22 protein-coding genes are annotated in these 21,325 nt (G+C 62.3%); 11 read left to right on the top strand and 11 right to left on the bottom strand.

The window, feature by feature from the left end:
• The first annotated feature begins 8 nt into the window (after positions 1-8).
• From O0880_RS27880 to O0880_RS27860, 5 genes are all read left to right on the top strand, one after another.
• Entirely contained in the window at positions 9-623 is a 615-nt protein-coding gene (locus tag O0880_RS27880; protein ID WP_289889686.1) for an ABC-type transport auxiliary lipoprotein family protein, read from the top strand.
• Positions 620-1,807 carry a VanZ family protein gene (locus O0880_RS27875; RefSeq protein ID WP_289889685.1) on the top strand — a complete coding sequence of 396 codons (1,188 nt, stop codon included), beginning with the start codon at positions 620-622 and terminating at the stop codon, positions 1,805-1,807. Before O0880_RS27880 ends, O0880_RS27875 begins: the two co-directional genes overlap by 4 nt.
• Positions 1,808-1,847: 40 nt before the next feature.
• Positions 1,848-2,165: a ferredoxin gene (locus O0880_RS27870; protein ID WP_034781335.1), complete on the top strand. Its 318-nt coding sequence runs from the start codon at positions 1,848-1,850 to the stop codon at positions 2,163-2,165.
• Positions 2,166-2,213: 48 nt separating this feature from the next.
• Positions 2,214-2,867, top strand: a complete 654-nt coding sequence (locus O0880_RS27865) for an alpha/beta hydrolase (RefSeq protein ID WP_070280179.1) — start codon at positions 2,214-2,216, stop codon at positions 2,865-2,867.
• Positions 2,868-2,980: 113 nt separating this feature from the next.
• Positions 2,981-4,126, top strand: a complete 1,146-nt coding sequence (locus O0880_RS27860; RefSeq protein ID WP_071321642.1) for a D-alanyl-D-alanine carboxypeptidase family protein — start codon at positions 2,981-2,983, stop codon at positions 4,124-4,126.
• Between the two features lie 78 nt (positions 4,127-4,204).
• Here the strand turns inward: O0880_RS27860 and O0880_RS27855 are convergent, their stop codons facing one another.
• From O0880_RS27855 to O0880_RS27845, 3 genes are all read right to left on the bottom strand, one after another.
• A complete protein-coding gene (locus O0880_RS27855) occupies positions 4,205-5,617 on the bottom strand; it encodes a cytochrome c (RefSeq protein ID WP_289889683.1) in 1,413 nt (470 codons plus the stop codon).
• Between the two features lie 14 nt (positions 5,618-5,631).
• Positions 5,632-7,419 carry a GMC family oxidoreductase gene (locus O0880_RS27850; RefSeq protein WP_232251013.1) on the bottom strand — a complete coding sequence of 596 codons (1,788 nt, stop codon included), beginning with the start codon at positions 7,417-7,419 and terminating at the stop codon, positions 5,632-5,634.
• A gap of 116 nt (positions 7,420-7,535) precedes the next feature.
• A complete protein-coding gene (locus O0880_RS27845) occupies positions 7,536-8,228 on the bottom strand; it encodes a gluconate 2-dehydrogenase subunit 3 family protein (RefSeq protein WP_289889682.1) in 693 nt (230 codons plus the stop codon).
• 230 nt (positions 8,229-8,458) lie between these two features.
• Here O0880_RS27845 and O0880_RS27840 point away from each other — a divergent pair, with 230 nt between their 5' ends.
• Both O0880_RS27840 and O0880_RS27835 read left to right on the top strand, forming a co-directional pair.
• On the top strand, positions 8,459-9,022 hold the full coding sequence (locus O0880_RS27840) for a TetR/AcrR family transcriptional regulator (protein ID WP_289889681.1): 564 nt from the start codon (positions 8,459-8,461) through the stop codon (positions 9,020-9,022).
• 56 nt (positions 9,023-9,078) lie between these two features.
• Complete coding sequence (locus O0880_RS27835) at positions 9,079-10,005, top strand: aldo/keto reductase (RefSeq protein ID WP_289889679.1); 927 nt, start codon at positions 9,079-9,081, stop codon at positions 10,003-10,005.
• 3 nt (positions 10,006-10,008) lie between these two features.
• Here the strand turns inward: O0880_RS27835 and pssA are convergent, their stop codons facing one another.
• Complete coding sequence (gene pssA, locus O0880_RS27830; protein ID WP_289889701.1) at positions 10,009-10,779, bottom strand: CDP-diacylglycerol--serine O-phosphatidyltransferase; 771 nt, start codon at positions 10,777-10,779, stop codon at positions 10,009-10,011.
• Positions 10,780-11,008: 229 nt separating this feature from the next.
• Between pssA and O0880_RS27825 the strand changes: the two genes are divergently transcribed.
• Positions 11,009-11,962, top strand: a complete 954-nt coding sequence (locus O0880_RS27825; RefSeq protein ID WP_354669912.1) for a CAP domain-containing protein — start codon at positions 11,009-11,011, stop codon at positions 11,960-11,962.
• Between the two features lie 108 nt (positions 11,963-12,070).
• Positions 12,071-12,706: an Hpt domain-containing protein gene (locus O0880_RS27820; protein WP_289889678.1), complete on the top strand. Its 636-nt coding sequence runs from the start codon at positions 12,071-12,073 to the stop codon at positions 12,704-12,706.
• Positions 12,707-12,723: 17 nt separating this feature from the next.
• Here the strand turns inward: O0880_RS27820 and O0880_RS27815 are convergent, their stop codons facing one another.
• A complete protein-coding gene (locus tag O0880_RS27815; RefSeq protein ID WP_071321636.1) occupies positions 12,724-12,921 on the bottom strand; it encodes a hypothetical protein in 198 nt (65 codons plus the stop codon).
• Between the two features lie 184 nt (positions 12,922-13,105).
• Here O0880_RS27815 and O0880_RS27810 point away from each other — a divergent pair, with 184 nt between their 5' ends.
• On the top strand, positions 13,106-14,803 hold the full coding sequence (locus O0880_RS27810; protein WP_289889676.1) for a M1 family metallopeptidase: 1,698 nt from the start codon (positions 13,106-13,108) through the stop codon (positions 14,801-14,803).
• Between the two features lie 23 nt (positions 14,804-14,826).
• Here O0880_RS27810 and O0880_RS27805 read toward each other — a convergent pair whose 3' ends face one another.
• The 6 genes from O0880_RS27805 to rpmH all read right to left on the bottom strand — a co-directional run bounded on the left by O0880_RS27805 (position 14,827) and on the right by rpmH (position 19,293).
• Positions 14,827-15,129: a hypothetical protein gene (locus O0880_RS27805; RefSeq protein WP_071321634.1), complete on the bottom strand. Its 303-nt coding sequence runs from the start codon at positions 15,127-15,129 to the stop codon at positions 14,827-14,829.
• Positions 15,130-15,139: 10 nt separating this feature from the next.
• Complete coding sequence (mnmE, locus tag O0880_RS27800) at positions 15,140-16,519, bottom strand: tRNA uridine-5-carboxymethylaminomethyl(34) synthesis GTPase MnmE (protein WP_289889673.1); 1,380 nt, start codon at positions 16,517-16,519, stop codon at positions 15,140-15,142.
• A 173-nt stretch (positions 16,520-16,692) separates the two neighbouring features.
• The gene (gene yidC / locus O0880_RS27795; protein WP_071321632.1) at positions 16,693-18,429 is read right to left on the bottom strand and encodes a membrane protein insertase YidC; all 1,737 of its coding nucleotides are present in this window, start codon (positions 18,427-18,429) and stop codon (positions 16,693-16,695) included.
• A gap of 11 nt (positions 18,430-18,440) precedes the next feature.
• Positions 18,441-18,701: a membrane protein insertion efficiency factor YidD gene (gene yidD / locus O0880_RS27790; protein ID WP_071321631.1), complete on the bottom strand. Its 261-nt coding sequence runs from the start codon at positions 18,699-18,701 to the stop codon at positions 18,441-18,443.
• Positions 18,698-19,150 carry a ribonuclease P protein component gene (rnpA, locus tag O0880_RS27785; protein ID WP_354669911.1) on the bottom strand — a complete coding sequence of 151 codons (453 nt, stop codon included), beginning with the start codon at positions 19,148-19,150 and terminating at the stop codon, positions 18,698-18,700. The genes yidD and rnpA overlap by 4 nt, the downstream gene beginning before the upstream one ends.
• A gap of 8 nt (positions 19,151-19,158) precedes the next feature.
• On the bottom strand, positions 19,159-19,293 hold the full coding sequence (gene rpmH, locus O0880_RS27780) for a 50S ribosomal protein L34 (protein ID WP_010401996.1): 135 nt from the start codon (positions 19,291-19,293) through the stop codon (positions 19,159-19,161).
• 513 nt (positions 19,294-19,806) lie between these two features.
• Between rpmH and dnaA the strand changes: the two genes are divergently transcribed.
• A complete protein-coding gene (dnaA, locus tag O0880_RS27775) occupies positions 19,807-21,201 on the top strand; it encodes a chromosomal replication initiator protein DnaA (protein ID WP_071326150.1) in 1,395 nt (464 codons plus the stop codon).
• Positions 21,202-21,325: the final 124 nt, after the last annotated feature.

Genomic DNA, 21,325 nt, shown 5'->3' with positions numbered 1-21,325 from the left:
AACACAGCATGCAGATTTCACGCAATGTCAGCGTAGTGGCCCTGGCCACGGTATTCCTGCTCGGCGGCTGCGCCAGCCGTGGCCCCGTCCCCACGTTCTATGACTTCGGCCCGGCGGCGCCGCTGGCGGCCATGCCGCCCGGCACGCCGCCCGTGCCCGTACTGGTGATTGCCGACGCGAATGGCCCTTCCTGGCTGGACAGCCAGCGCATGTATTACCGCCTGCTGTACGCCGATGCGCAGCAATCGCGGCCGTATGCCTACAACCGCTGGAACACGCCGCCGCTGCAACTGCTGAGCCAACGCCTGAAAACCCGCGTCGCCCAGAGCGGCGTGAAAGTGCTGTCGACCACGGATGCGGCCGCCGGCGTGCCCCTGCTGCGCATCGACGTCGATGATTTTTCGCAAAACTTCGACACGCAGACGCAAAGCAGCGGCCACGTCTCGCTGCGCGCCTCGCTGTTCCGCGGCCACCGCCTGCTCGACCAGAAAACCTTCAGCCGCAGCGGCCAGGCCGCCAGCGCCGACGCGCAAGGCGGGGCGCAGGCACTGGCGTCGGCATCGGACGCCGTCGCCGCCGACCTGCTGGCCTGGCTGGGCACGCTGAACTTGCCGAAAGAATGACGGCACCCGCAGCCCCCGCCAGCCCGCCAGCGCCGCGGCCCCCGGCACGCTCTTCGCCCGTCTCGCGCGCGACCCTGCTCGCCTACGTCTTCCTGATCGTGTATGCGAGCTGGTTCCCGTTCACGGGCTGGCACAGCAATGGTCTGTCGCCGCTGACCTTTCTGGAAAACACGCGCATGCCCCGCTACTGGACGGGCTTTGACGTGGGCATCAACGTCGTCGGCTATATTCCGCTGGGCGCCCTGCTCGTATATTCGCTGTTTCCCCGCATCACCGGTTTCCTGGCCGTCGTCGTCGCCAGCCTGTGCGGCGTGTTCATATCCGGCAGCATGGAAGCCGTGCAAACCTACCTGCCCAGCCGCGTCTCGTCGAATCTCGACTTTTACACGAATACGGCCGGCTGCTGCCTCGGCGCCATCATCGGCGCCTTGACGGCGCGCAAGCTGCTCGACCATAGCCATTTGTACCGGTTGCGCCAGCGCTGGTTTGCCCAGCACGCCAGCCAGGGCCTCGTGCTGGTGGCGCTGTGGCCACTGGCGCAAATCTACCCGCAAGGCTATCTGTTCGGCCTGGGCCAGCTGCTGCCCATCCTGTCGGACTGGTTTTCCACCCTGATGGGCATGGATATCGACCTGGCGTCGTACCTGCGTCCCGACGCGATATTAACAGTTGAACAATATTGGCTATCGGAAACCATCATCACGGCGTGCGGCATGACGGGCGCCGTGCTCACCTTGCTGTGCCTGCTACGCCGCGCCGCGCCCCGCGCCGTGCTGATGCTGGCCCTGATCGCCGCCGCGCTCGTGGTGCGTTCGATGGCCAGCGCGCTGCTGTTCTCGCCGGAAAACGCCTTCGTCTGGATCACGCCGGGCGCCCAGGGCGGCTTCTTGATCGGCCTGATCATGCTGGGCGGCCTGGCGTTCGCACCGCACGTGGCGCAGCGCCGCATCGCGGCCGCCACCTTGATGCTGAGCCTGGTCATGGTGAACACGACGCCGATCAACCCATATTTCATGTCGACCTTGCAAGGTTGGGTGCAGGGAAAGTTCCTCAACTTTAATGGCGCGGCGCAATTCCTGGCCCTGCTGTGGCCCTTCATGGCCCTGTGGTTCCTGTGCCTGCCCTCGCACCGCCTGAACCGGCAGGACGATGCGCAGCGCCAGCGTCGCGAAGACCACTCATAAGCGCTATCATGGCGCATTGATGAATCAGCAGGAGAATAGTATGAGCGACGCACCGTATTTTGAACGCCACGTTTTTTTCTGCATGAATAAACGTGAAGACGGCCGCAACAGCTGCGGCGACCATGGCGCGGAAGCGGCGCAAAAGCATTGCAAGCGCCGCATCAAGGAACTCGACATGAATGGCGCGGGCAAGATCCGCATCAACCAGGCCGGCTGCATGGACCGCTGCGAAGAAGGCCCGCTGCTGGTCATCTACCCCGAAGCGACCTGGTACACCTATGTCGACACCAGCGATATCGATGAAATCATCGATACGCACCTGGTGGGCGGAAAGATCGTCGAGCGCCTGAAAATCTGAGCCCCATCTTTAATCTTAATTTAAGCCTACGCCACCAGTATGAGCATCATGAACAGAAACTCGGAAAAATTTACCCTCGCCGGCCATGCAGGCAGCATGGAAGGCTTGCTCGATTTCCCGGCAGACACCCCGCGCGGCATCGCCCTGGTGGCCCATCCGCACCCGCTGTATGGCGGCACGATGGATAACAAGGTCACGCAAACCCTGGCGCGCGCCTTCGTCGCCCTCGGCTATGTGGTGGCGCGCATCAACTTCCGCGGCGTCGGCGCCTCGGAAGGCGTGCACGACCATGGCGCGGGCGAGACGGATGACATGCAATTGCTGTATGAACACATGCGCGGCCTGTACCCTGGCTTGCCCGTGGCCCTGTCCGGTTTCTCGTTCGGCACCTTCGTGCAATCGAAACTGCAGGAACGCCTGGCCGCCGCCGGCACGCCGGCCGAGCGCCTGGCGCTGATCGGCAGCGCGGCCGGCAAGTGGGCGATGGCCGATATTCCCGCCGACACCATCTTGATCCACGGCGAACTGGACGACACTATCCCCCTGTCCGCCGTCTTCGACTGGGCCCGTCCACAAGACATTCCCGTGATCGTGATCCCTGGCGCCGACCACTTTTTTCACCGCAAGCTCAATCACATCAAGAACCTCGTGATTGCGCTGTGGCATGGTGACAAACCCGCAATCGCAGCGGATGATCATTGAAGTGTGGGCTTACTCCCGCCTCCACGGCTATAATTGATCCGTTTTTTCCACGCGGCCATGCATGCAGCAACGGCATGGCCCTCAGCCTTCATCTTTTTCGCAGACCAGCCTCCATGAAAAAACTTTTAGCGGCACTGGCCTCCAGTGTATTTTTCCTATCCGCCGCCCACGCCCAGAGCGTCCCCGCACCGACCATCGCCGCCAAATCCTGGCTGTTGCTTGACGCCACCAGTGGCCAGATCATTGCCTCGCAAGATCCGGACGCCCGCATCGAGCCGGCGTCGCTGACCAAGATCATGACGGCTTACCTGACGTTTGCCGCCATCCGCGAAAAGAAACTGGCGCTGGACCAAAAAGTGAATGTGTCCGTGCGCGCATGGAAAGTCGACTCGAGCAGCTCGAAGATGTTCATCGACCCGGCCACGCCCGTGTCGATCGACGACTTGCTGCATGGCCTGATGATTCAATCGGGTAACGACGCCGCCGTGGCGCTGGCTGAAGCCGTTGCTGGCGATGAAGGCACGTTCGTCGTGCTGATGAACCGCGAAGCGCAGCGCATGGGGATGAAAAACACGCGTTTTGCCAATCCGCATGGCTTGCCTAGCCCCGATAATTTTTCCACGGCGCAAGACCTGTCCGTGCTGGCCCAGCGCGTGATCGCAGACTATCCGGAATTCTACAAAATCGATTCGATCAAGAGTTTCACCTACAACAAGATCACCCAGCCTAACCGCAACCGCCTGCTGTGGCTGGACCCAACCGTGGACGGCATGAAGACGGGCCACACGGAAGCGGCTGGCTATTGCATGATCGCCTCGGCCCGCCGTCCGGGCGGCACCGGCGAGCGCCGCCTGATCTCCGTGATGCTGGGCACCTCGTCCGACCAGGCCCGTACGCAGGAAAGCCAGAAACTGCTGAACTGGGGCTTCCAGAACTTCGATACGGTCAAGCTGTACTCGAAAGGCCAGGCCGTAGCCACGCCGGAAGTATGGAAAGGCTCGAAAGGCACCGTGAAAATCGGTTTCGCGCGCGATGTGCTCGTCACCGTACCGAAAGGCACGGCCGCCAAGATGAAACCGGTACTGGAACGCAAGGACCCGCTGGTCGCTCCGCTGGCCGAGAACGCCCCTGTCGGCAAACTGAAAATGATGGTCGACGACAAGGTTCTGCTGGAACTGCCTGTCGTGGCGCTGGAAACCATCAACCAGGCCACCATCTTCGGCCGCGCCTGGGATTCCATGCGCCTGTGGATGAAGTAATGTTCACTCAGTAATTCGCAACATACAAAAATGCCCGCAGATGCTGCGGGCATTTTTTTCGTCTTGCGCTACGTCAAATTACTTCAGCGGTGCATCCTTCAAATGCGGCTTGCGCGCCACGGGCGGGAAGGTGCCCGGGCGGCCGGCGGCAAACGTCGCTTCCGTCTGCGACGCTGCCACCGGCACGGACAGCTTGCGCACCTTGGCCACCTGCGCCGCCGTCACGGGCGTGCCGCGGTTGCCCCAGCTGGTCTGGATGAAGGTCACCACCTGCGCGGTCTGCTCGTCATTGAAAATGTCCGCATACGGCGCCATCGTCAGCGCCGACGGCGCCGTGCGCGTGGCGGGCACGGCGCCGCCCGACAGCACGATGTTGATGGCCGAGGTCGGATCATTCGTCTGCAGCACGGCATTGCCGGCCAGCGCAGGGAATGCCTTGTCGTAGCCCTTGCCGTCGGAACGGTGGCAGCCGGCGCAGCGGTCCAGGTACAACTGCGCGCCTTTCGAGTCGACGATACCGCTGAACAACTGCTTGCCCAATTTTTCATCCGCGACAAACGCGGGCGTGGCCGGATTCGATGGCGGCAGGGATTTCAGGTATGTCGCCATGGCCGCCAGGTCGCCATCCGTCATGTGCTGCATGGAATGGGCCACCACGTCGTTCATGGCGCCAAACGAGGCCGTATGGCTGTTGCGGCCCGTCTTCAGGAATTCGGCGATCTCCGCCGCGCTCCAGCGCGCCAGGCCGCCGCCATGCTCATTGCGCAGCGAGGGCACGGACCAGCCGTCGATCACGCCGCCGCCGGCCAGGAAGGTGGTGTTGCCCTCGTCCGTCAGCGATTTTTCCTGCATGCCCACGCCGCGCGCCGTATGGCAGGCGCCGCAGTGGCCCAGGCCCTGCACCAGGTAGGCGCCGCGCAGCAATTGCGCGTCGCCCGTGGCGGGCGCCTTGTATGGCTGCGGCGTGGGCGCGAAGGCCCAGCGCCAGATGGTCAAAGGGAAACGCATCGACAGCGGCCACGGAATGTCGGTCGCCTTGTTCGGCGTCGGATCCGCCTTCACGCCATGCATGAAGTAGGCGTACAGCGCCTGCATGTCGGCCTCGCTCAGGCGCGAGTACGACGGATACGGCATGGCCGGATACACGGTGTAGCCGTGCTTGGTCACGCCGGTGCGCATCAGCTTGTCGAAATCGGCAAAGCTCCAGTCGCCGATGCCGGCCTTTTTATCGGGCGTGATATTGGTGGAATACACCTTGCCGATCGGCGTTTCCATGCCCAGGCCGCCCGCGAACGGCTTGCCTTTCGTGCCGGCCGTATGGCAGGCGATGCAGTCGCCGGCGCGGGCCAGGTATTCGCCCTGGCGTATCAGCTGGGCGTTCGGGGTGGCGGTGGCGGTGCCAGCTGCGCTGGCGGACCAGGCGGCGCTGGGGGCACTGGCGGCGAGCGCCAGCAGCAGCGCGCCCACGGTATGGGTGAATGTGTTGTTCATCTTCTTGTTCTTTATCAAGCGACCAGGGGACGGGGATCTTTCAGGTATTGCTCGCGGATGGCCTTGGCCGACCAGTAGGTCAGCGCGCAAGCGAGGCCCGTCGGGTTGTAGCCGATGCCGACCGGGAACACGCTGGAACCGACGGCAAACACGTTGTGCACGTCCCAGCTCTGCAGGTAGCGGTTGACGACGCTGGTCTTGCGATCCGCGCCCATGGCCGTGCCGCCCGCCCAGTGCGTGGTCTGGTAATTGCGCAAGTCGAGGTGGTCGCCCACGTTCTTGACGGACACCTTGATCGATTCCGGATTCATGGCCTCGGCCACCTTCATCATCTTGTCGGTGACGAAACGGCTCATCTTGATGTCGTTTTCCTTCCAGTCGAAGGTAAAGCGCAGCAATTGCTGGCCATACTTGTCCGTGTAGGTCGGGTCGAGGTCGACATAGCAGTCGCGATACGTCATGTTGGCGCCGTGGCAGTCGAACGAGACCGTGTTCAGGTAGCTCTTCTTGACGGCCTTTTTCCAGGCCGAACCCCAGGCGGGCGTGCCGTCCGGCGTGGCGATACCCGAGATCGGCTTCGAGCCGGCCGGGTTGCACCAGGCAGGCGAACCGCCGACAAAGCCCAGCGGGCCATGGTCGAAATTGTCGCCATTCCAGTCGTCGAGCGCGACGCCGGTGCCGCCGGCGCCGATGAACGGGTTGGTATTCGTGTCTTCCTTGAAGAAGGTCTGGATGGTCGACATCATCTGGTAGGCGATATTGCGTCCCACCACGCCTTCATTGCTGACGGGGTCATACGGCTTGCCGATGCCCGACAGCAGGAACAGGTGCGCATTGTTGTAGGCAAACGCACTGGCAATCACCAGGTCCGCCGTCTGCTCGACGGCCTTGCCGTCCGCATTGATGTAGGTCACGCCCGTCGCGCGTTTTTTGCTGCCATCGAGGTTGATGCGCACGACGTTGCAGTTGGCGCGCAATTCGAAGTTGGCCACCATGCGCAGGGCCGGCATGATGTTGACGTTGGGCGAAGCCTTGGAATAGTTGTAGCAGGCGTAGCCGGAGCAGAAACCGCAGAAGTTGCACGGCCCCATCTGGCAGCCATACGGATTCGTGTACGGGCCGGACGCGTTCGACGAAGCATTGACGAACGGGTGGTAGCCGACGGCCTTGGCCGCGCGGCGGAACAATTCCGCCGTGTACGGCACTTTTTGCGGCGCCAGCGCGTAATTGTCGGAGCGGTCGCCCTCGAACACATTGCCGTCGCCGACGACGATGCCGTTCACTTTATACGCCTGGCCCGAGGTACCGAAGACTTTCTCGACGAAATCGAAGTGCGGCTCCAGTTCGGCGTAGGTCACGCCAAAGTCCTGGATCGTCATGCCTTCGGGAATGAATTTCTTGCCATAGCGGCGTTCGTAATGGCTGCGGATCTGCAGTTCTTCCGGCAGGACGCGCCAGTGCATGCCCGACCAGTGCAGACCGGCGCCGCCCACGCCCGTGCCGGGCTTGAACGCGCCGATCTGGCGGTAGGGCACGGCCACGCCCGTGATGCTGTGGCGGAAGGTGAACGTGCTTTTCGACATGTCCTGGAACAGCTTGCTGCGCTGGATGTAGGTGAGCTCGTCGAGGGTCTTCGGATAGGCGCCGTCCGGATAGGTGTCGCGGTACTCGCCGCGTTCCAGCGCGACCACGTTCAGGCCCGCTTCCGTCAATTCCTTGGCCATGATGGCGCCGGTCCAGCCGAAGCCCACGATCACGGCATCGACATGCTGCATTTTCAAATCGGGTTTGATATCACTCATGATGGTTTTTCTTTTTCTTTGATCGGGTACTGATGATTGAAAAGGTTCAGGGCAAGGCGCATTGCCGCAGGCAGTACGCTAGTACGACCGGGCAGTGCCACGCCGCATGGACTTTTTCAGGCGATGGAGACTGGCGGAAGAGGATATTTTTTCCCGTACTGTTCCACCCAGTCCATGTAATCGGCGCGCGCGCCAGGAAAGCCCACCATCTTCCAGGCCAGCATGTCCTTGTTGCCGCCATGCACGGGGTCGCAAAAATAGCCTTCGCGCGTGTTTTGCAGCAGCTGGTTGAAGAAGACCTTGGCTGGCACTTCGCCGATATCCAGGGTGCCCTTTTGCAATTGCGTGATGACGGCATCGCGCTCGGCCGTGCTCAGCTGCACGAAAGGCTTGCCGGACTGCTGCTTGACGGCCGTGTTCACGCCAGCCAGGGCGCTCTTGTACAGCTCGCGCGGCGCCATGTGGAACTGGTAGCCGAACTGTTCGATCGATGGCACGAACGGTGCCTGCATGTACCACAGCGCGCCATACGCGTAGGGCGTGTTCATCTGCAAGTCGATGAATTCATGCGCACCGGACTCCAGCGCGCCCGGCCCTTCGCCGTCGGCGGGGATCAGACGGTCGACCAGCGCCGTCAGCGTCGCCCATTCGGTGGCGTCAAAAAAGCGGGGCTTGTAGGCAGGCTGGTCCTTGGAGACGGCCAGGGCCAGGCCGCCGCCGGCGCCGGCCAGCAAGGCCACGGCAGGCGCAGCGCCGACGGCCTTGCGCAAGAAATTACGCCGGTGCGGCGAAATCCCGATGGTTTTCATAGGTTTTCCTCAGGCGGCGCGAACCGCCACAGTGATGGATGTGGGATCAGACAGAAAATGCGGGCATGCGCCGCGGAAAGTGCAGAGTTCACGTTGGACAGACTGGGATATCGCGGCGCTCATCTGTCAATCTCTTGGTTAGTTGACCAGCGTGATTGACAAGCAGTTGCTTTGCATTTACGGTGCGCATCGTACCATAATTAAAAGAAACATTCAGAGACAGGCTCAACATGCTTAAAAATGCGGCAGCGCCGCGTGGACGCCCGCGCAAGGTGGGCGTGGAAGATGCGGTGCTGGAAGCGATCGTCATGCTGGTGCGCCAGCATGGGCTCGACGCGGTGACGATACAGATGGTGGCCGACGCGGCCGGCGTAGGGCGCCAGACGATATACCGGCGCTGGCCGCGCCGTGAAGAGATGCTGCTCGACGCGCTCGTCAAGCGCACGGCGGAAAAGCTGCAGCGCGCGCTCGACATGCCGGAAGGCCAGGAAATCGAAGCCATCTGCGCGCGCATCTTCGACAACCTGAACGCCGATGGCCGTTTCACCTGCGATTTGCTGGTGCTGATTCACAACGATGCGGCGGCGCAACTGCGCTTTCGCGAACAGATCGTCGCGCCGTGGATCACCCTGGTGGTGCAACGTCTGCTGGGCATCGGCGTGCGCGCCGACCTCGACCTGCGCCTGTTCGCCTTCATGCTGCAATCGGCGCTCGTATACCAGATGCAGCTGGGCGGCCAGCTCGACGCGGCCTTGCAGGAGCGGTGCTGCCGCTTCATCCGCAGCATGCTGTAGCGTAGCTGGCTATAATCGTGGCGAGTCCTTCCTCGCCACCATCAGAAAGCCAGCCCATGAGCCATGTATTTCCCGCCAGCCTGCAAGCACCGCGCAGCCGTTTGAGCAGCAACGGTCCCGAACTGTCGCGCATCGTCGCCGGCATGTGGCGCATCGGCGAGTGGAATATGTCGGCGCAGCAAAGGCTGGCCTTCATCGAGCAATGCCTGGCCCTGGGCGTGTCGAGCTTCGACCATGCCGATATCTATGGCGACTACAGCGCCGAAGGCCTGTTCGGCGAAGCGCTGGCCCTGCAGCCGGGCTTGCGCGACAAGATGGAGCTGGTCAGCAAGTGCGGCATCAAGCTGCTGTCGCCGCACCGTCCCGGCCATGCCATCCAGCACTACGACACGAGCGCGGCGCACATCACCAGTTCCGTGGAGCACACCTTGCGCCAGCTGCAGACGGACCGCCTGGACTTGCTGCTGATCCACCGTCCCGATCCGCTGATGGATTTCGACGAGATCGCCGGCGCCTTCACGCAATTGAAAACGGCCGGCAAGGTGCTGCACTTCGGCGTATCGAATTTCAGCCGCCACCAGTTCGAATGCCTGCACCGGCGCTTCCCGCTGGTGACGAACCAGGTCGAATTTTCGCCGCTGCATGTCACACCGCTGTTCGACGAAACCTTCGACGGCTTGCAGGATGTGGGGGTGGCGCCGATGATCTGGTCGCCGCTGGCCGGCGGCCGGCTGTTCCAGGGAGGCGATGCGAATGTGGAGAATTTGCGCAATGTCATCAAGCAGATCGCCGACCAGCTGCAGCGTCCGTTTGCCAGCGTCGTCTTCGCGTGGATCATGCAACTGCCTTGCCGCCCCCTGCCGCTGACGGGCACGGGCCGCATCGAGGCCGTGGGCGTGGCCGTGGAAGGCACGCAGTTCACGCTCAGCCGCAGCGACTGGTTCGCCATCCTGCGCGCCGCCCGCGGGCACGAGGTGGCCTAGGATTTAATCGATCTCGTCCGGATCGTTGAAGACCTGCGGTAGCGCAATACCGCGCCAGCCCAGGTACCAGGCCAGGTTCAGCGCCAGGGTGGCGCCGATGTAGACGGCAAAGAAAAGCGCAAAGAAACTGGTCTTCAGCCACACCAGCAGGGCGATGGCGACGATCAGCACCAGCAGCGCGGCCAGGCTTTTCTTTTGCTTGGAGCTGGGGAAGCGCAAGGTCGACACCATCAGGCTGCCCACGCCGACCAGCAGCAGCATCAGCAGATAGCTGTGCAAGGTGGAATCGATGGGCGCCGGCCACGCCACCACCACGGCCGCCACGCAGGCGGCGCCGGCCGTGATCGGCATGCCGACAAAGTACATGGGGTCGGTACGCCCCACGTTCACATTGAAGCGCGCCAGGCGCATGGCGCCGCAGGCAACAAAGAAGAAGCTGGCCATGCCGCCAAAACGCAGCAGCAGCGGATCATGCACGCCCATCTGCACGAAACCATAGCAATACAACAATACCGCCGGGGCGCAGCCGAAATTCATCACGTCGGCGATGGAATCGAGCTGCACGCCGAACTGCGAGCTGGTGCCCGTGGCGCGCGCCACATAGCCGTCGAGCGCGTCAAAGACGCCGGCCAGCACCAGCAGCGCCGCCGCCAGCCGGTAGTCGGCCGGATCGCCGATGCCGGCGTTATCGACGGAAATGACGATGCTGGCAAAGCCGCACGCTATCGAAAGCAAAGTCACCATGCTGGGCAAGGCGTATTTGGCGCGCTGCAGGCGCGACTTGGGCAATGTGTTCAAATTATCGGCAATCAAAGAAATCGGGAATACAACAGCGGGATGGCAAACCATGCACTATGCTCATTCTACCCTGCGCCGCCACGGCAGCGTCCAGACACGAGCGCGCGACTTATCTTTTCATTGATGCTCTACGGCATATAAAAATGCCTTAGAATCGTTTCACAGGGTAGCCCGGCGGCCCCCACCCACTTATACAGGAGTCAGCTTGATTGCCTCGTCCCCGCGTTGGAAACACCGTATCCCGGCCCTCCTGATCGCAGCACTGCTGAGCGCCTGCGGCGGCGGTGGCGATAGCGGCGGCACCACTTCGTTAGCCACCTCGACACCAGCCGGGCAGCTGACACAGGAACCAGGCGCCCCGCTCGTCAGCAACAATATCGCCACCGATGGCTACAACTGGTTCAATTACCGGCGCAGCCAGACCGGCCTGTCGGTACTGTCGCGCAATGGCTTGATCGACAATGCGGCGCAAGGCCATTCCGCCTATCTGAACACCAACAATACAGTGGCCCATGAGCAAGTGCTGGGCAAGTCCGGCTTTACCGGCGTCAAGCTGGGCGACCGTCTGGCCAAGGCCGGCTACGTCGTCACTTCGCTGCAGGGCGAAGTCATCGCCGGCGCGGCCAACACCTCCGGCTTTTATCTGGCCGAAGAGCTGATCACGGCCATCTATCACCGCTTCGTGATTTTTGAACCGCTGTTCAAGGAGGGCGGCGCGGGCGCGGCCGTCAATACCAGCGGCTACGCGTATTTCACCACGGACCTGGCCGGCAACAGCAGCTACGGCCCCGGCTTGCCTGCAGGACAGATCGTCACCTACCCGTTCAGCGGCCAGCTGAAGGTCGCCACCAGCTTTTCCAGCAATAACGAATCGCCCGATCCCGTACCGAACCAGGACATCGTCGGCTATCCGATCAGCGTGCATGCCAACTACGGCGCGCGCATCAGCGTGACCGCCTTCAGCGTGCGCCAGCGCGGCAGCACCACGGACCTGGCGGTGCGCCTGCTGAAAAGCGACAACGATGCGCATACGCCCGTGTCGGCCGCCGCCATCATCCCGCTGGCGTCCCTGAACGCGAACACGGCCTATGACGTGAGTTTCATCGGCAAAGTCAATGGCGCGGACGTCACGCGCAACTGGTCATTCACGACGCGCTAGTCTGGCGGCGCATGGCAAGCGGACACGCTGTCGAGGGCGACTGGATGTAAAATAAGGGATATTGCATGAATGCAATTGACAAGTTTTGGGGCCCTCTGCACACCAGGCATGATGAAACCACACGCCACTTGCGAAGATGATGCCGCCCTCGCGGCGTCCGACATGGTCCGCATTCTCGATGTCGAGAACGGACTGGGCCGCATCATGGGCGACCGCATCCTGTACCTGAAAATCCTGCGCCGTTTCCTGCACGACCATGGCACCACGCCGTGCCAGATCCGCACCGAGTTCGACGCGGGCAATTATGCGTGCGCGCGCCTGAAGGCGCATACCCTGAAAGGCGCGGCCGGCATGATAGGCGCGCGCCACGTGCACAGCCTGTCGGAAACGCTGGAAGCGGCGCTGCGGGCGCAGGCGCCCGACCTGGAACGGCAAATGCTGCAACTGGAACTGGCGCAAGACCAGTTATTGAAAGCCGTCAGCAGCATGCTGGGCACGCCGGAAGACACGCATACGGCGGCGCAGGATGTGGCCCCCGATCCGGCCGCGCCCGCCATCCAGCTGCTGCTGGCGCGCCTGGCCAGCCATCTGCGCGAAGGCGACGGCGCCGCCATCGACATCCTGGAAAACTCGGCCAGCCTGCTCGCCGCCAGCCTGGGCGTGAACGTCTACCAGGAAGTGGCGGCCGCCGCGCACGAGTTCGATTTTGACGGCGCCCTGGCGGCCCTGCTGCGGCGCCGCTAGCGCGGCCCAGCCTCTGCTCAGCGGTTGTACTGCGCCTCTTCCGCATACGCCACGCCACAGCTCTTGCCGCAGAAGCGGCGCACGGCGTCGAGCGGCTTGTCGCAGTACCAACACGCGCCTTTCGGCGGCAAGGCCGCGATCAGCTCCGGCATGGCGGGCAGCGCCACCATCACCTCCCCCTCGCGTTGCACGACTTCCGGCTGTTTGCTGTCCATGGCGCTTCCTTTCCTAGCGGCACTGCAAGGCCGCTCAGCAAGATTACGTCAGCGCAGTTTTGAGCACATGACATTTCTCAACGGCGGCCACGCTTGCCCCTCATCGGCCATCTGAAATTTCCACACGACAACGTTGTCACTTAACACTACAATCGTCATTCCGTTCACTTGCCGCGTGCCCGCCATGAAACATCTTCCCCTGCTGTTCTCTTGCCTGCTGCTCACCGCCTGCGCCACGCGCGCGCCCACCGACTACACCCTCGCTTCGGGCGCCGAGCGCACGCCGGAACAATTGGCGGTGGTGTTCGAACACGCCGACCTGACCTTGCGCATCGAACCGCCCAGCCGCAGCATCGCCGGCGATGCCCGCCTGACCTTCCTGGCGACGCAGCCGATCACGCGTTTCGCGCTGGACCTGGACCGCAACCTGCCCATCGATGCCGTCGAGGTCGACGGCAAGGCGCTGCGCGCACAGGACTATGCCAACCCGCAAGGACGGCTCAACATCACCTTGCCCGCCACCATCGCGGCAGGCGCCCGCACCACCATCCGCGTCGTCTACCACGGCGTGCCGCACGTCGCCGTGAAGGCGCCATGGGATGGCGGCATGGTGTGGTCGAAGACGGCCGATGGCGCGCCGTGGATTGCCAGCGCCGTGCAAGGCGAAGGCTGCGACCTGTTCTGGCCCTGCATCGACCATCCGATGGGCAAGGCCCAGCTGATCGACCAGCACATCCAGGTGCCGGCGCCGCTGGTAGCCGCCGGCAATGGCATCGCGCTCGGCATGGATGAGGCCGACGGCTGGCGCACTTACCACTGGCGCGCCAAGCATCCGAGCACCTATGGCATCGCCCTCAACGTGGCGCCCTACCGCAGCCTGCAGGGCGAGTATGCTAGCCGCTACGGCAACCGCATCCCCCTGCAATTCTGGTACCTGCCGGAAAGCGAAGCCAAGGCGGGCGCCCTGTTCGCCGAACTGCCGCCCATGCTCGATTTCTTCGAAAGCGTCATCGGCCCCTACCCGTTTGGCGACGAAAAGGTCGGCATCGCCGAAACGCCGCACAAGGGCATGGAACACCAGACCATCAATGCCTATGGCAACAAGTTCGCCAAGACCAGCTATGGCTACGATGAATTGCTGCAGCATGAGTTTGCCCATGAATGGTTCGGCAACCAGCTGACCAACAGCAACTGGGACGATATGTGGCTGCACGAAGGCTTCGGCACGTACATGCAGCCGCTGTACATGCAATACCTGCGGGGCGAGCAGGAATATTTTGCTGCGTTGCAGCAGATGCGCGCCGGCATCGCCAACAAGGCGCCCATGGTCTCGGGCAAGCCGAAAAGCGAGGAAGAAGTCTACGACCCGAAGAAGGGCGGGCCGGGCGGCGACATTTATGTGAAAGGAGCGCTGGTGCTGCACACCTTGCGCGGACTGATCGGCGAGGACGCCTTCTTCCGCGCCGTGCGCCTGCTCGTCTACGGCACGGAACAGCCGCAGCCAGGCCAGTTCCAGCCCCGCTACGGCAGCACGCAGGAATTCATGGCCATCGTCAACAAAGTCACGGGCAGCAATTACGACTGGTTTTTCCAGGCTTATCTGTACCAGGCGGCATTGCCCGAGTTGTCCGCCACGCGTGACGGCGACACCCTGCGCCTGCTATGGAAGACGCCTGCCGACATCGCCTTCCCGATGCCGGTGGAAGTGCGTATCGGCAAGGAAATCCATAGCGTTTCCATGTCGCTGGGCTTTGGCGAACTGCCGCTGCCGGCTGGCGCCACTTACACACTCGACCCGCGCTCACGCGTGCTGCGCCGGGCCGAGCACATCGAAACGTTCCAGAAATTCAGGGAAGAACAGGCCAAGGGCAAGAAGAGCTGAAGCAGCGCCGACCAGGGCGGCCGCTATTTCCGGAAACTGCGCACCGCGTCATTGGCATTCTCGGCAATGACTTGTTGCAGCTTGGGCTGTCGCGCATACTTGGCCGACAGCCGCTTCCATTGCCGCTGCGCCTGGCCGCAGGAGCTGGCCACGGCTTGCGTGATCTCGCGCTGGCGCGCCTTGTCGTGATCGTCCCATTCGCCGGCAAAATGCTCGCACATTTGCGCATTCTCAATGAATTGCGCCACGTCGCGCGGCAGCTTGTCCTGTGCCGTCACCAGCAGCGGCAGACAGCACAGTGCGGCAGCGATCCATGTTTTCATCATCGCTCCTCGCTTACTTGCCGATGCAGAAACGGCTGAAGATCACGCCCAGCAGATCGTCAGGCGAAAACTCGCCCGTGATGCTCGACAGCTGCACCTGCGCCAGGCGCAGCTCTTCGGCGAACAGGTCCAGCGACTGGTCGTCCTGCGCCGCGTGCTCGGCGGCGACATGCAAGTGCTTGCCGGCCGACTTGAGCGCGATCAAATGGCGTTCGCGCGCCAGGTACAGCGATTCGCCCGTCTGCTGCCAGCCGGCGATGCGCAACAGCTCCGTGCGCAGCAGGTCGATGCCGATGTGCTCGTGCGCCGACAGATACACGTGCGTGGCGTCGGGCAGGCTGTCGACGCTGGGCTTGTGGCCGGAGAGATCGATCTTGTTCCACACGCGCACCACGGGCACGCCTTCGGGGAAGGCTGCGACGATGGTTTCGTCGGCCAGCGTTGGGCCGTGGTCGGCGTCGAGCAGGTGCAGGATCACGTCGGCCTTGCCGATTTCACCCCACGTGCGCTCGATGCCGATGCGCTCGACGGCGTCGATGGTGTCGCCCGCGCTGCGGATGCCGGCCGTATCGATGATGTTGAGCGGTATGCCCTCGATCTGGATGGTTTCGCTCACCTTGTCGCGCGTGGTGCCGGCGATCGGCGTAACGATCGCCACGTCGGCGCCTGCCAGCGCGTTCAGCAGCGACGATTTGCCGACGTTCGGCTGGCCGGCCAGCACGACATTGAGACCTTCGCGCAGCAGCGCGCCCTGCGCCGCCTGCGCAAACACCTTGTTCAGCGCCTCGATGACGGCCTTCAACTGGCCGCGCGCATTCGATTTTTCCAGGAAGTCGATTTCCTCTTCCGGGAAATCCAGGGTCGCCTCGACCAGCATGCGCAAGCCCGTCACCTGTTCCACCAGCGCGTGAATCGTGTTGGAGAACGCGCCCGACAGCGATTGCGAAGCGGACTTGGCCGCCGCTTCCGTGGAAGCGTCGATGAGGTCGGCCACGGCTTCGGCTTGCGCCAGGTCAAGCTTGTCGTTCAGGAATGCGCGGCGCGTGAATTCGCCGGGCTCGGCCAGGCGCAGACCGCTGTCCTTGCCCGCCGCCAGCACGCGCGCCAGCAGCAGCTGCAGCACCACGGGGCCGCCATGGCCCTGCAATTCCAGCACGTCTTCGCCCGTGTACGAATGCGGACCCTTGAAGTGGATGGCGATGCCCTGGTCGATGATGCTGCCATCGGCTTCCGTGAACGGCAAATAGGTGGCGTAGCGCGGTTTCAGCTGCTGCGCGCCGAACAGGGCGGTCATCAAGGGGGCGAGGTTTTTGCCGGAGGCGCGTACCACGCCGATGCCGCCGCGTCCGGGAGCGGTGGCGATGGCGGCGATAGGGGAAGAGTCGAGTTTCATGGGGTAATTGTAGTGTATTCGGGAAGGCTGCAGGAGCCGCGATATTTTCAGCGACAAACCCCGTGCACATGAAGGGGGAGGTCAGTGGAGAACCGGTAAAACCCACTTTTTTTGACATGTACGATGTCAAAAAAAAGCCCGCGCGAGGCGGGCTTTCTGGTCGCTGGCCGGACTTACTTGACGGCAGGCGCGTATTTCTTGGTGATCACCCATTGCTGGCCGATCGACAGGACGTTGTTGACGACCCAGTAGAGTACCAAGCCCGACGGGAAGAAGAAGAACATCACCGAGAATGCCAGTGGCATGAACAGCATCATCTTCGCTTGCATCGGATCGGCCGGAGCCGGGTTCAGCTTGGTCGTGATGTACATCGAGATCGCGTACAGCACGGGCAGGATGCACCATGGGTCATGCTGGGCCAGGTCGGTGATCCAGCCGATCCATGGCGCGCCGCGGATTTCCACGGACGCGTTCAGCACCCAGTACAGGGCAATAAAGACGGGCATCTGGATCAGGATCGGCAGGCAGCCGCCCAACGGATTGATCTTTTCCGTCTTGTACAGCTCCATCGTGGCCTGGTTCATCTTTTGCGGATCGCCCTTGTAGCGTTCGCGGATCGCCTGCATCTTCGGCGTGACCAGTTTCATCTTCGCCATGCTGCGGTAGCCGGCGGCCGACAGCGGGAAGAATGCCAGCTTGATCAGGATCGTGAAGGCGATGATGGTCCAGCCCCAGTTGCCGAGCACGCTGTGGATCTGTTCCATGACCCAGAACATCGGCTTGGCGATGATGGTCAGCCAGCCATAGTCCTTCACCAGCTCCAGGCCAGGCGAGACGGGCTCGAGCAGGTGGGCGATTTGCGGACCCGAGTACAGCTTGCTGTCCATGCTGGCCGAAGCGCCTGGCGCCAGGGTCGGCAGCGGCAGCACGTTGCCGATGGCGTACAGGTTGGTGCCGACCTTCTTCGTGAAGATGTCGCGCTTGGCGTTCTCAGGCGGAACAAAGGCGGACACGAAGAAGTGTTGCGAAATCGCAAACCAGCCGCCATTCGCCGTCGCCGGGTGCAGGCCCTTCATGGCATTGTCGTTGCCCTTCTTCTCGTCTTCCACGGCCGCTTTTTCGATTTTCTCGAACGTCAGCTTCTGGTACTTGTCCTGTGGCGTGTACAGGGTCGGACCGGTGAAGCTGCTGTTGAAGAAGGAGTCGCCGACAGGCTTGTTGCCATCGTGCGTCAGTTGCAGATACAGCTGCGGCGTGACCGGGGCTGCGCCCACGTTGGCCACGTCATGGCGCACGTCGATGACGTAATCGCCGCGCTTGAAGGTAAACGTCTTGGTCAGCTTGACGCCGCCTTCGACGGCTTCCATCACCAGTTGTACTTGCTTGCCGTCACCCAGGGTGCGCACGCCAGGCTGCACGGTGAAGCCGCTCGCATGGGTGGGGAAAGGACCGCCGACCAGGCCCGACTGCGCCAGATAGGTACGGTTCGCGCCTTCGTCGAACAGCACTTCGTTTTGCTTGCCGTCGTCAGGCTGGCACCATTTGAACAGGCCGAAGCAGCCGCCAAACCAGCCCGGATTGCCCGCGCCCTTGAATTTCAGCAATTCCAGACGCTTGACCTGGCCGCCCAGGGTGTCGATATCGACCTTGATGACGTCGGTGGTGATGGTAATCACTTCGCGCTTGAACGCGGCGGGATCGGCAGCGTCACCAGGCACGGCGCTCGCGCCGGCAGCCGCGCTGGCAGCCAGGGCGGCCGTCGCGGCCGGGGTGGCAGGCGCCTTGGCGGTTTGTTCCGTGTTCGCGGAGAACATCGACGGCTTGCCGTTCGAGATCATCCATTCGTTCCAGAGAATTACCAGCGAGACGGAAAACACGATCCACAGGATGGTACGTTTATTGATATCCATTAGGGTATTTGTCAGGAGTGGTTGCAACCGCAAGCGGTCGTTGAAGATTGTTTGCAATCGGCCGGCGGCACCGGGTCGACGCCCCCTTCATTCCAGGGGTGGCAACGGCACACGCGCTTGGCAGCCAGCAGGCTGCCCTTGGCGGTGCCGTGCACGCGCAACGCTTCCATCGCGTAATGCGAACAGCTCGGATAGAAACGGCAATTCTGTCCCAGCATGGGGCTGATCAGCAACTGATAAGCTCGCAGCAGAAACAGCAGCAGGGTTTTCATGGCGCGGACGGTGGTGGCGCAGCAACAGAACGGGCCTGGGCGGCGATTTGCGCCGCGAACAGGCGGCTCAATTCTTCACGCAGCTCGGCTTTGAGCCGGGTCGTGGTGGCCGGGCCATCCTTGCTGTTGACGGCGCGCGACAGGCGCACCACGCAGTCGACCGGCGGCAGCGCGCTGTTGCGAAACAGCTCGCGCGTAACGCGCTTGATCGTGTTGCGGGTCGCCGCGCGTGGCGCGAAACGCTTGGCCACAACGACGCCCAGCCGCGCATGCGGCAATTGATTGTGTCGGGTGTACAGCACAAAATGCGCTGTTTTTTGCGAAGGGCGCAAACGAAAAACGGATGAAAATTCATCCGTTTTAACGATACGCCGAACGCGCGCGAAGTCGTGTGAACCTTCGCGTTGATTGCCGACTGCAGTACAGCTAGCCACGCGATCAGCTGTCAACGACAAGCCTAGACGGCCAGACGTTTGCGGCCCTTTGCGCGACGTGCGTTGAGCACATCACGGCCACCACGGGTAGCCATACGAGCGCGGAAGCCGTGCGTACGCTTGCGGCGAACGACGGAAGGTTGGTAAGTACGTTTCATGTTGGTCTCGCTAAAAACAAAAAAAATGCAAAATCGGGTCTGACGTCCCGTCAGTTTTTGGTGCCAATGACAATCGCGCACTTATGCCAAGGCACAAGCTGGCCAATCTCATCGCCCGCTTAATCCACGCTTAGTCCATATTGTCGTTCCAAATGAATAAACACGGAATACGGGCGGGGAACCCTGAATTATTCAGCATATGCCCCCCTCTTGTCAAGGATTGCCGTGATCGCCTGGAAATTTGCGCGCCGCGCCCCATCTGCCGGCAAGGCCCCGCCACAGGCCGCGCCAGCACTGCCTGAGGCGGGATAACCGGGGGATAAGTCGCTTCTTATGCACATGGCACCCCACCCCGCCACACAAAAATAACAGCCGCGCCTGTGGATAACTTTCGCAGTCGGGAGTAGAATAGCGCGTTACGTGTGGCGAGCCCTCGCGCGACGCCGGCCTTGCAACACGGTGAACGCAGGGCAGAATCGATACGCCCTCCCACACCTTTTCACATAGACATACATGGATAATTTCTGGCAGGCCTGTTCCGCGCAGTTGGAACTGGAGCTGACACCGCAACAATTCAGTGCGTGGATCAAACCGCTTATCCCTCTCGATTACGAAGAGGGCAAGCTGCGCATTGCTGCGCCCAATCGCTTCAAGCTCGATTGGGTCAAGACCCAGTTCGCCAGCCGCATCACGGCCCTGGCCATTCAATACTTTGAAGCGCCGACGGACGTGCAATTCGTGCTCGACCCGCGCCTGGCCCTGCCGAAGAAGCCCGTGACCGCCAGCACGCCGGCCAGCGATCCGAATGGCGGCGCGCCCAGCGCGCGCGCTGCGGAACCGCAACCCAGCGTGCCGGAACTGAGCATCGGCGCCGCGCCGCGCCGCGAGCAGAGCCGCATCAACACCGACCTGACCTTCGACAGCTTCGTGACCGGCAAGGCCAACCAGCTGGCGCGCGCCGCCGCCATCCAGGTGGCGAACAATCCGGGCGTGTCGTATAACCCGCTGTTCTTCTACGGCGGCGTCGGCCTCGGCAAGACCCACTTGATCCACGCCATCGGCAATCAGGTGATGGCCGACAATCCGGGCGCGAAGATCCGCTACATCCACGCAGAACAGTATGTTCGCGACGTAGTGACCGCTTACCAGCGCAAGGGTTTCGACGACTTCAAGCATTACTATCACTCGCTCGACATGCTGCTGATCGATGATATCCAGTTCTTTGGCGGCAAGAGCCGCACGCAGGAAGAGTTCTTCTATGCGTTCGAGGCATTAATTGCCGCGAAGAAACAGATCATCATCACCTCGGATACGTATCCGAAGGAAATCACGGGCATGGACGACCGCCTGATCTCGCGCTTCGACTCGGGCCTGACGGTGGCCATCGAACCGCCGGAACTGGAAATGCGCGTGGCCATTCTGCTGAAAAAAGCCAAGCAGGAAGGCGTGACCTTCTCCGACGACGTGGCCTTCTTTGTCGCCAAGCACTTGCGCTCGAACGTGCGCGAGCTTGAAGGCGCGCTGCGCAAGATCCTCGCCTATTCGCGCTTCCATGGCAAAGACATCACCATCGATATCGTCAAGGAAGCCCTGAAGGACTTGCTGTCGGTGCAGAACCGCCAGATTTCCGTGGAAAACATCCAGAAAACGGTGGCCGACTTCTTCAATATCAAGGTGGCCGACATGTATTCGAAGCGCCGCCCCGCGAATATCGCCCGGCCGCGCCAGATCGCCATGTACCTGGCCAAGGAATTGACACAGAAGAGTCTGCCGGAAATCGGCGAGCTGTTCGGCGGCCGCGACCACACCACGGTGCTGCATGCCGTGCGCAAGATCGCGCTGGACCGCACCAAGAACCCGGAATGCAACCATGAGCTGCATGTGCTGGAGCAAACGCTGAAGGGCTAAGCACGGCTTGGGCAAGACTGGCTCAAAACGTGCTTTACCCTTATTATCTGGGAGGGCGCCGCAGCCGGTCTGTCGGGGCTCCCCATGGCAATAATTGTTAAATTAATACGTTAAACTTAGTACT

The organism is Janthinobacterium sp. SUN118 (assembly GCF_030397695.1).
GTDB lineage: Bacteria > Pseudomonadota > Gammaproteobacteria > Burkholderiales > Burkholderiaceae_D > Janthinobacterium.
This window is presented reverse-complemented; position numbering and strand designations above follow the sequence as displayed.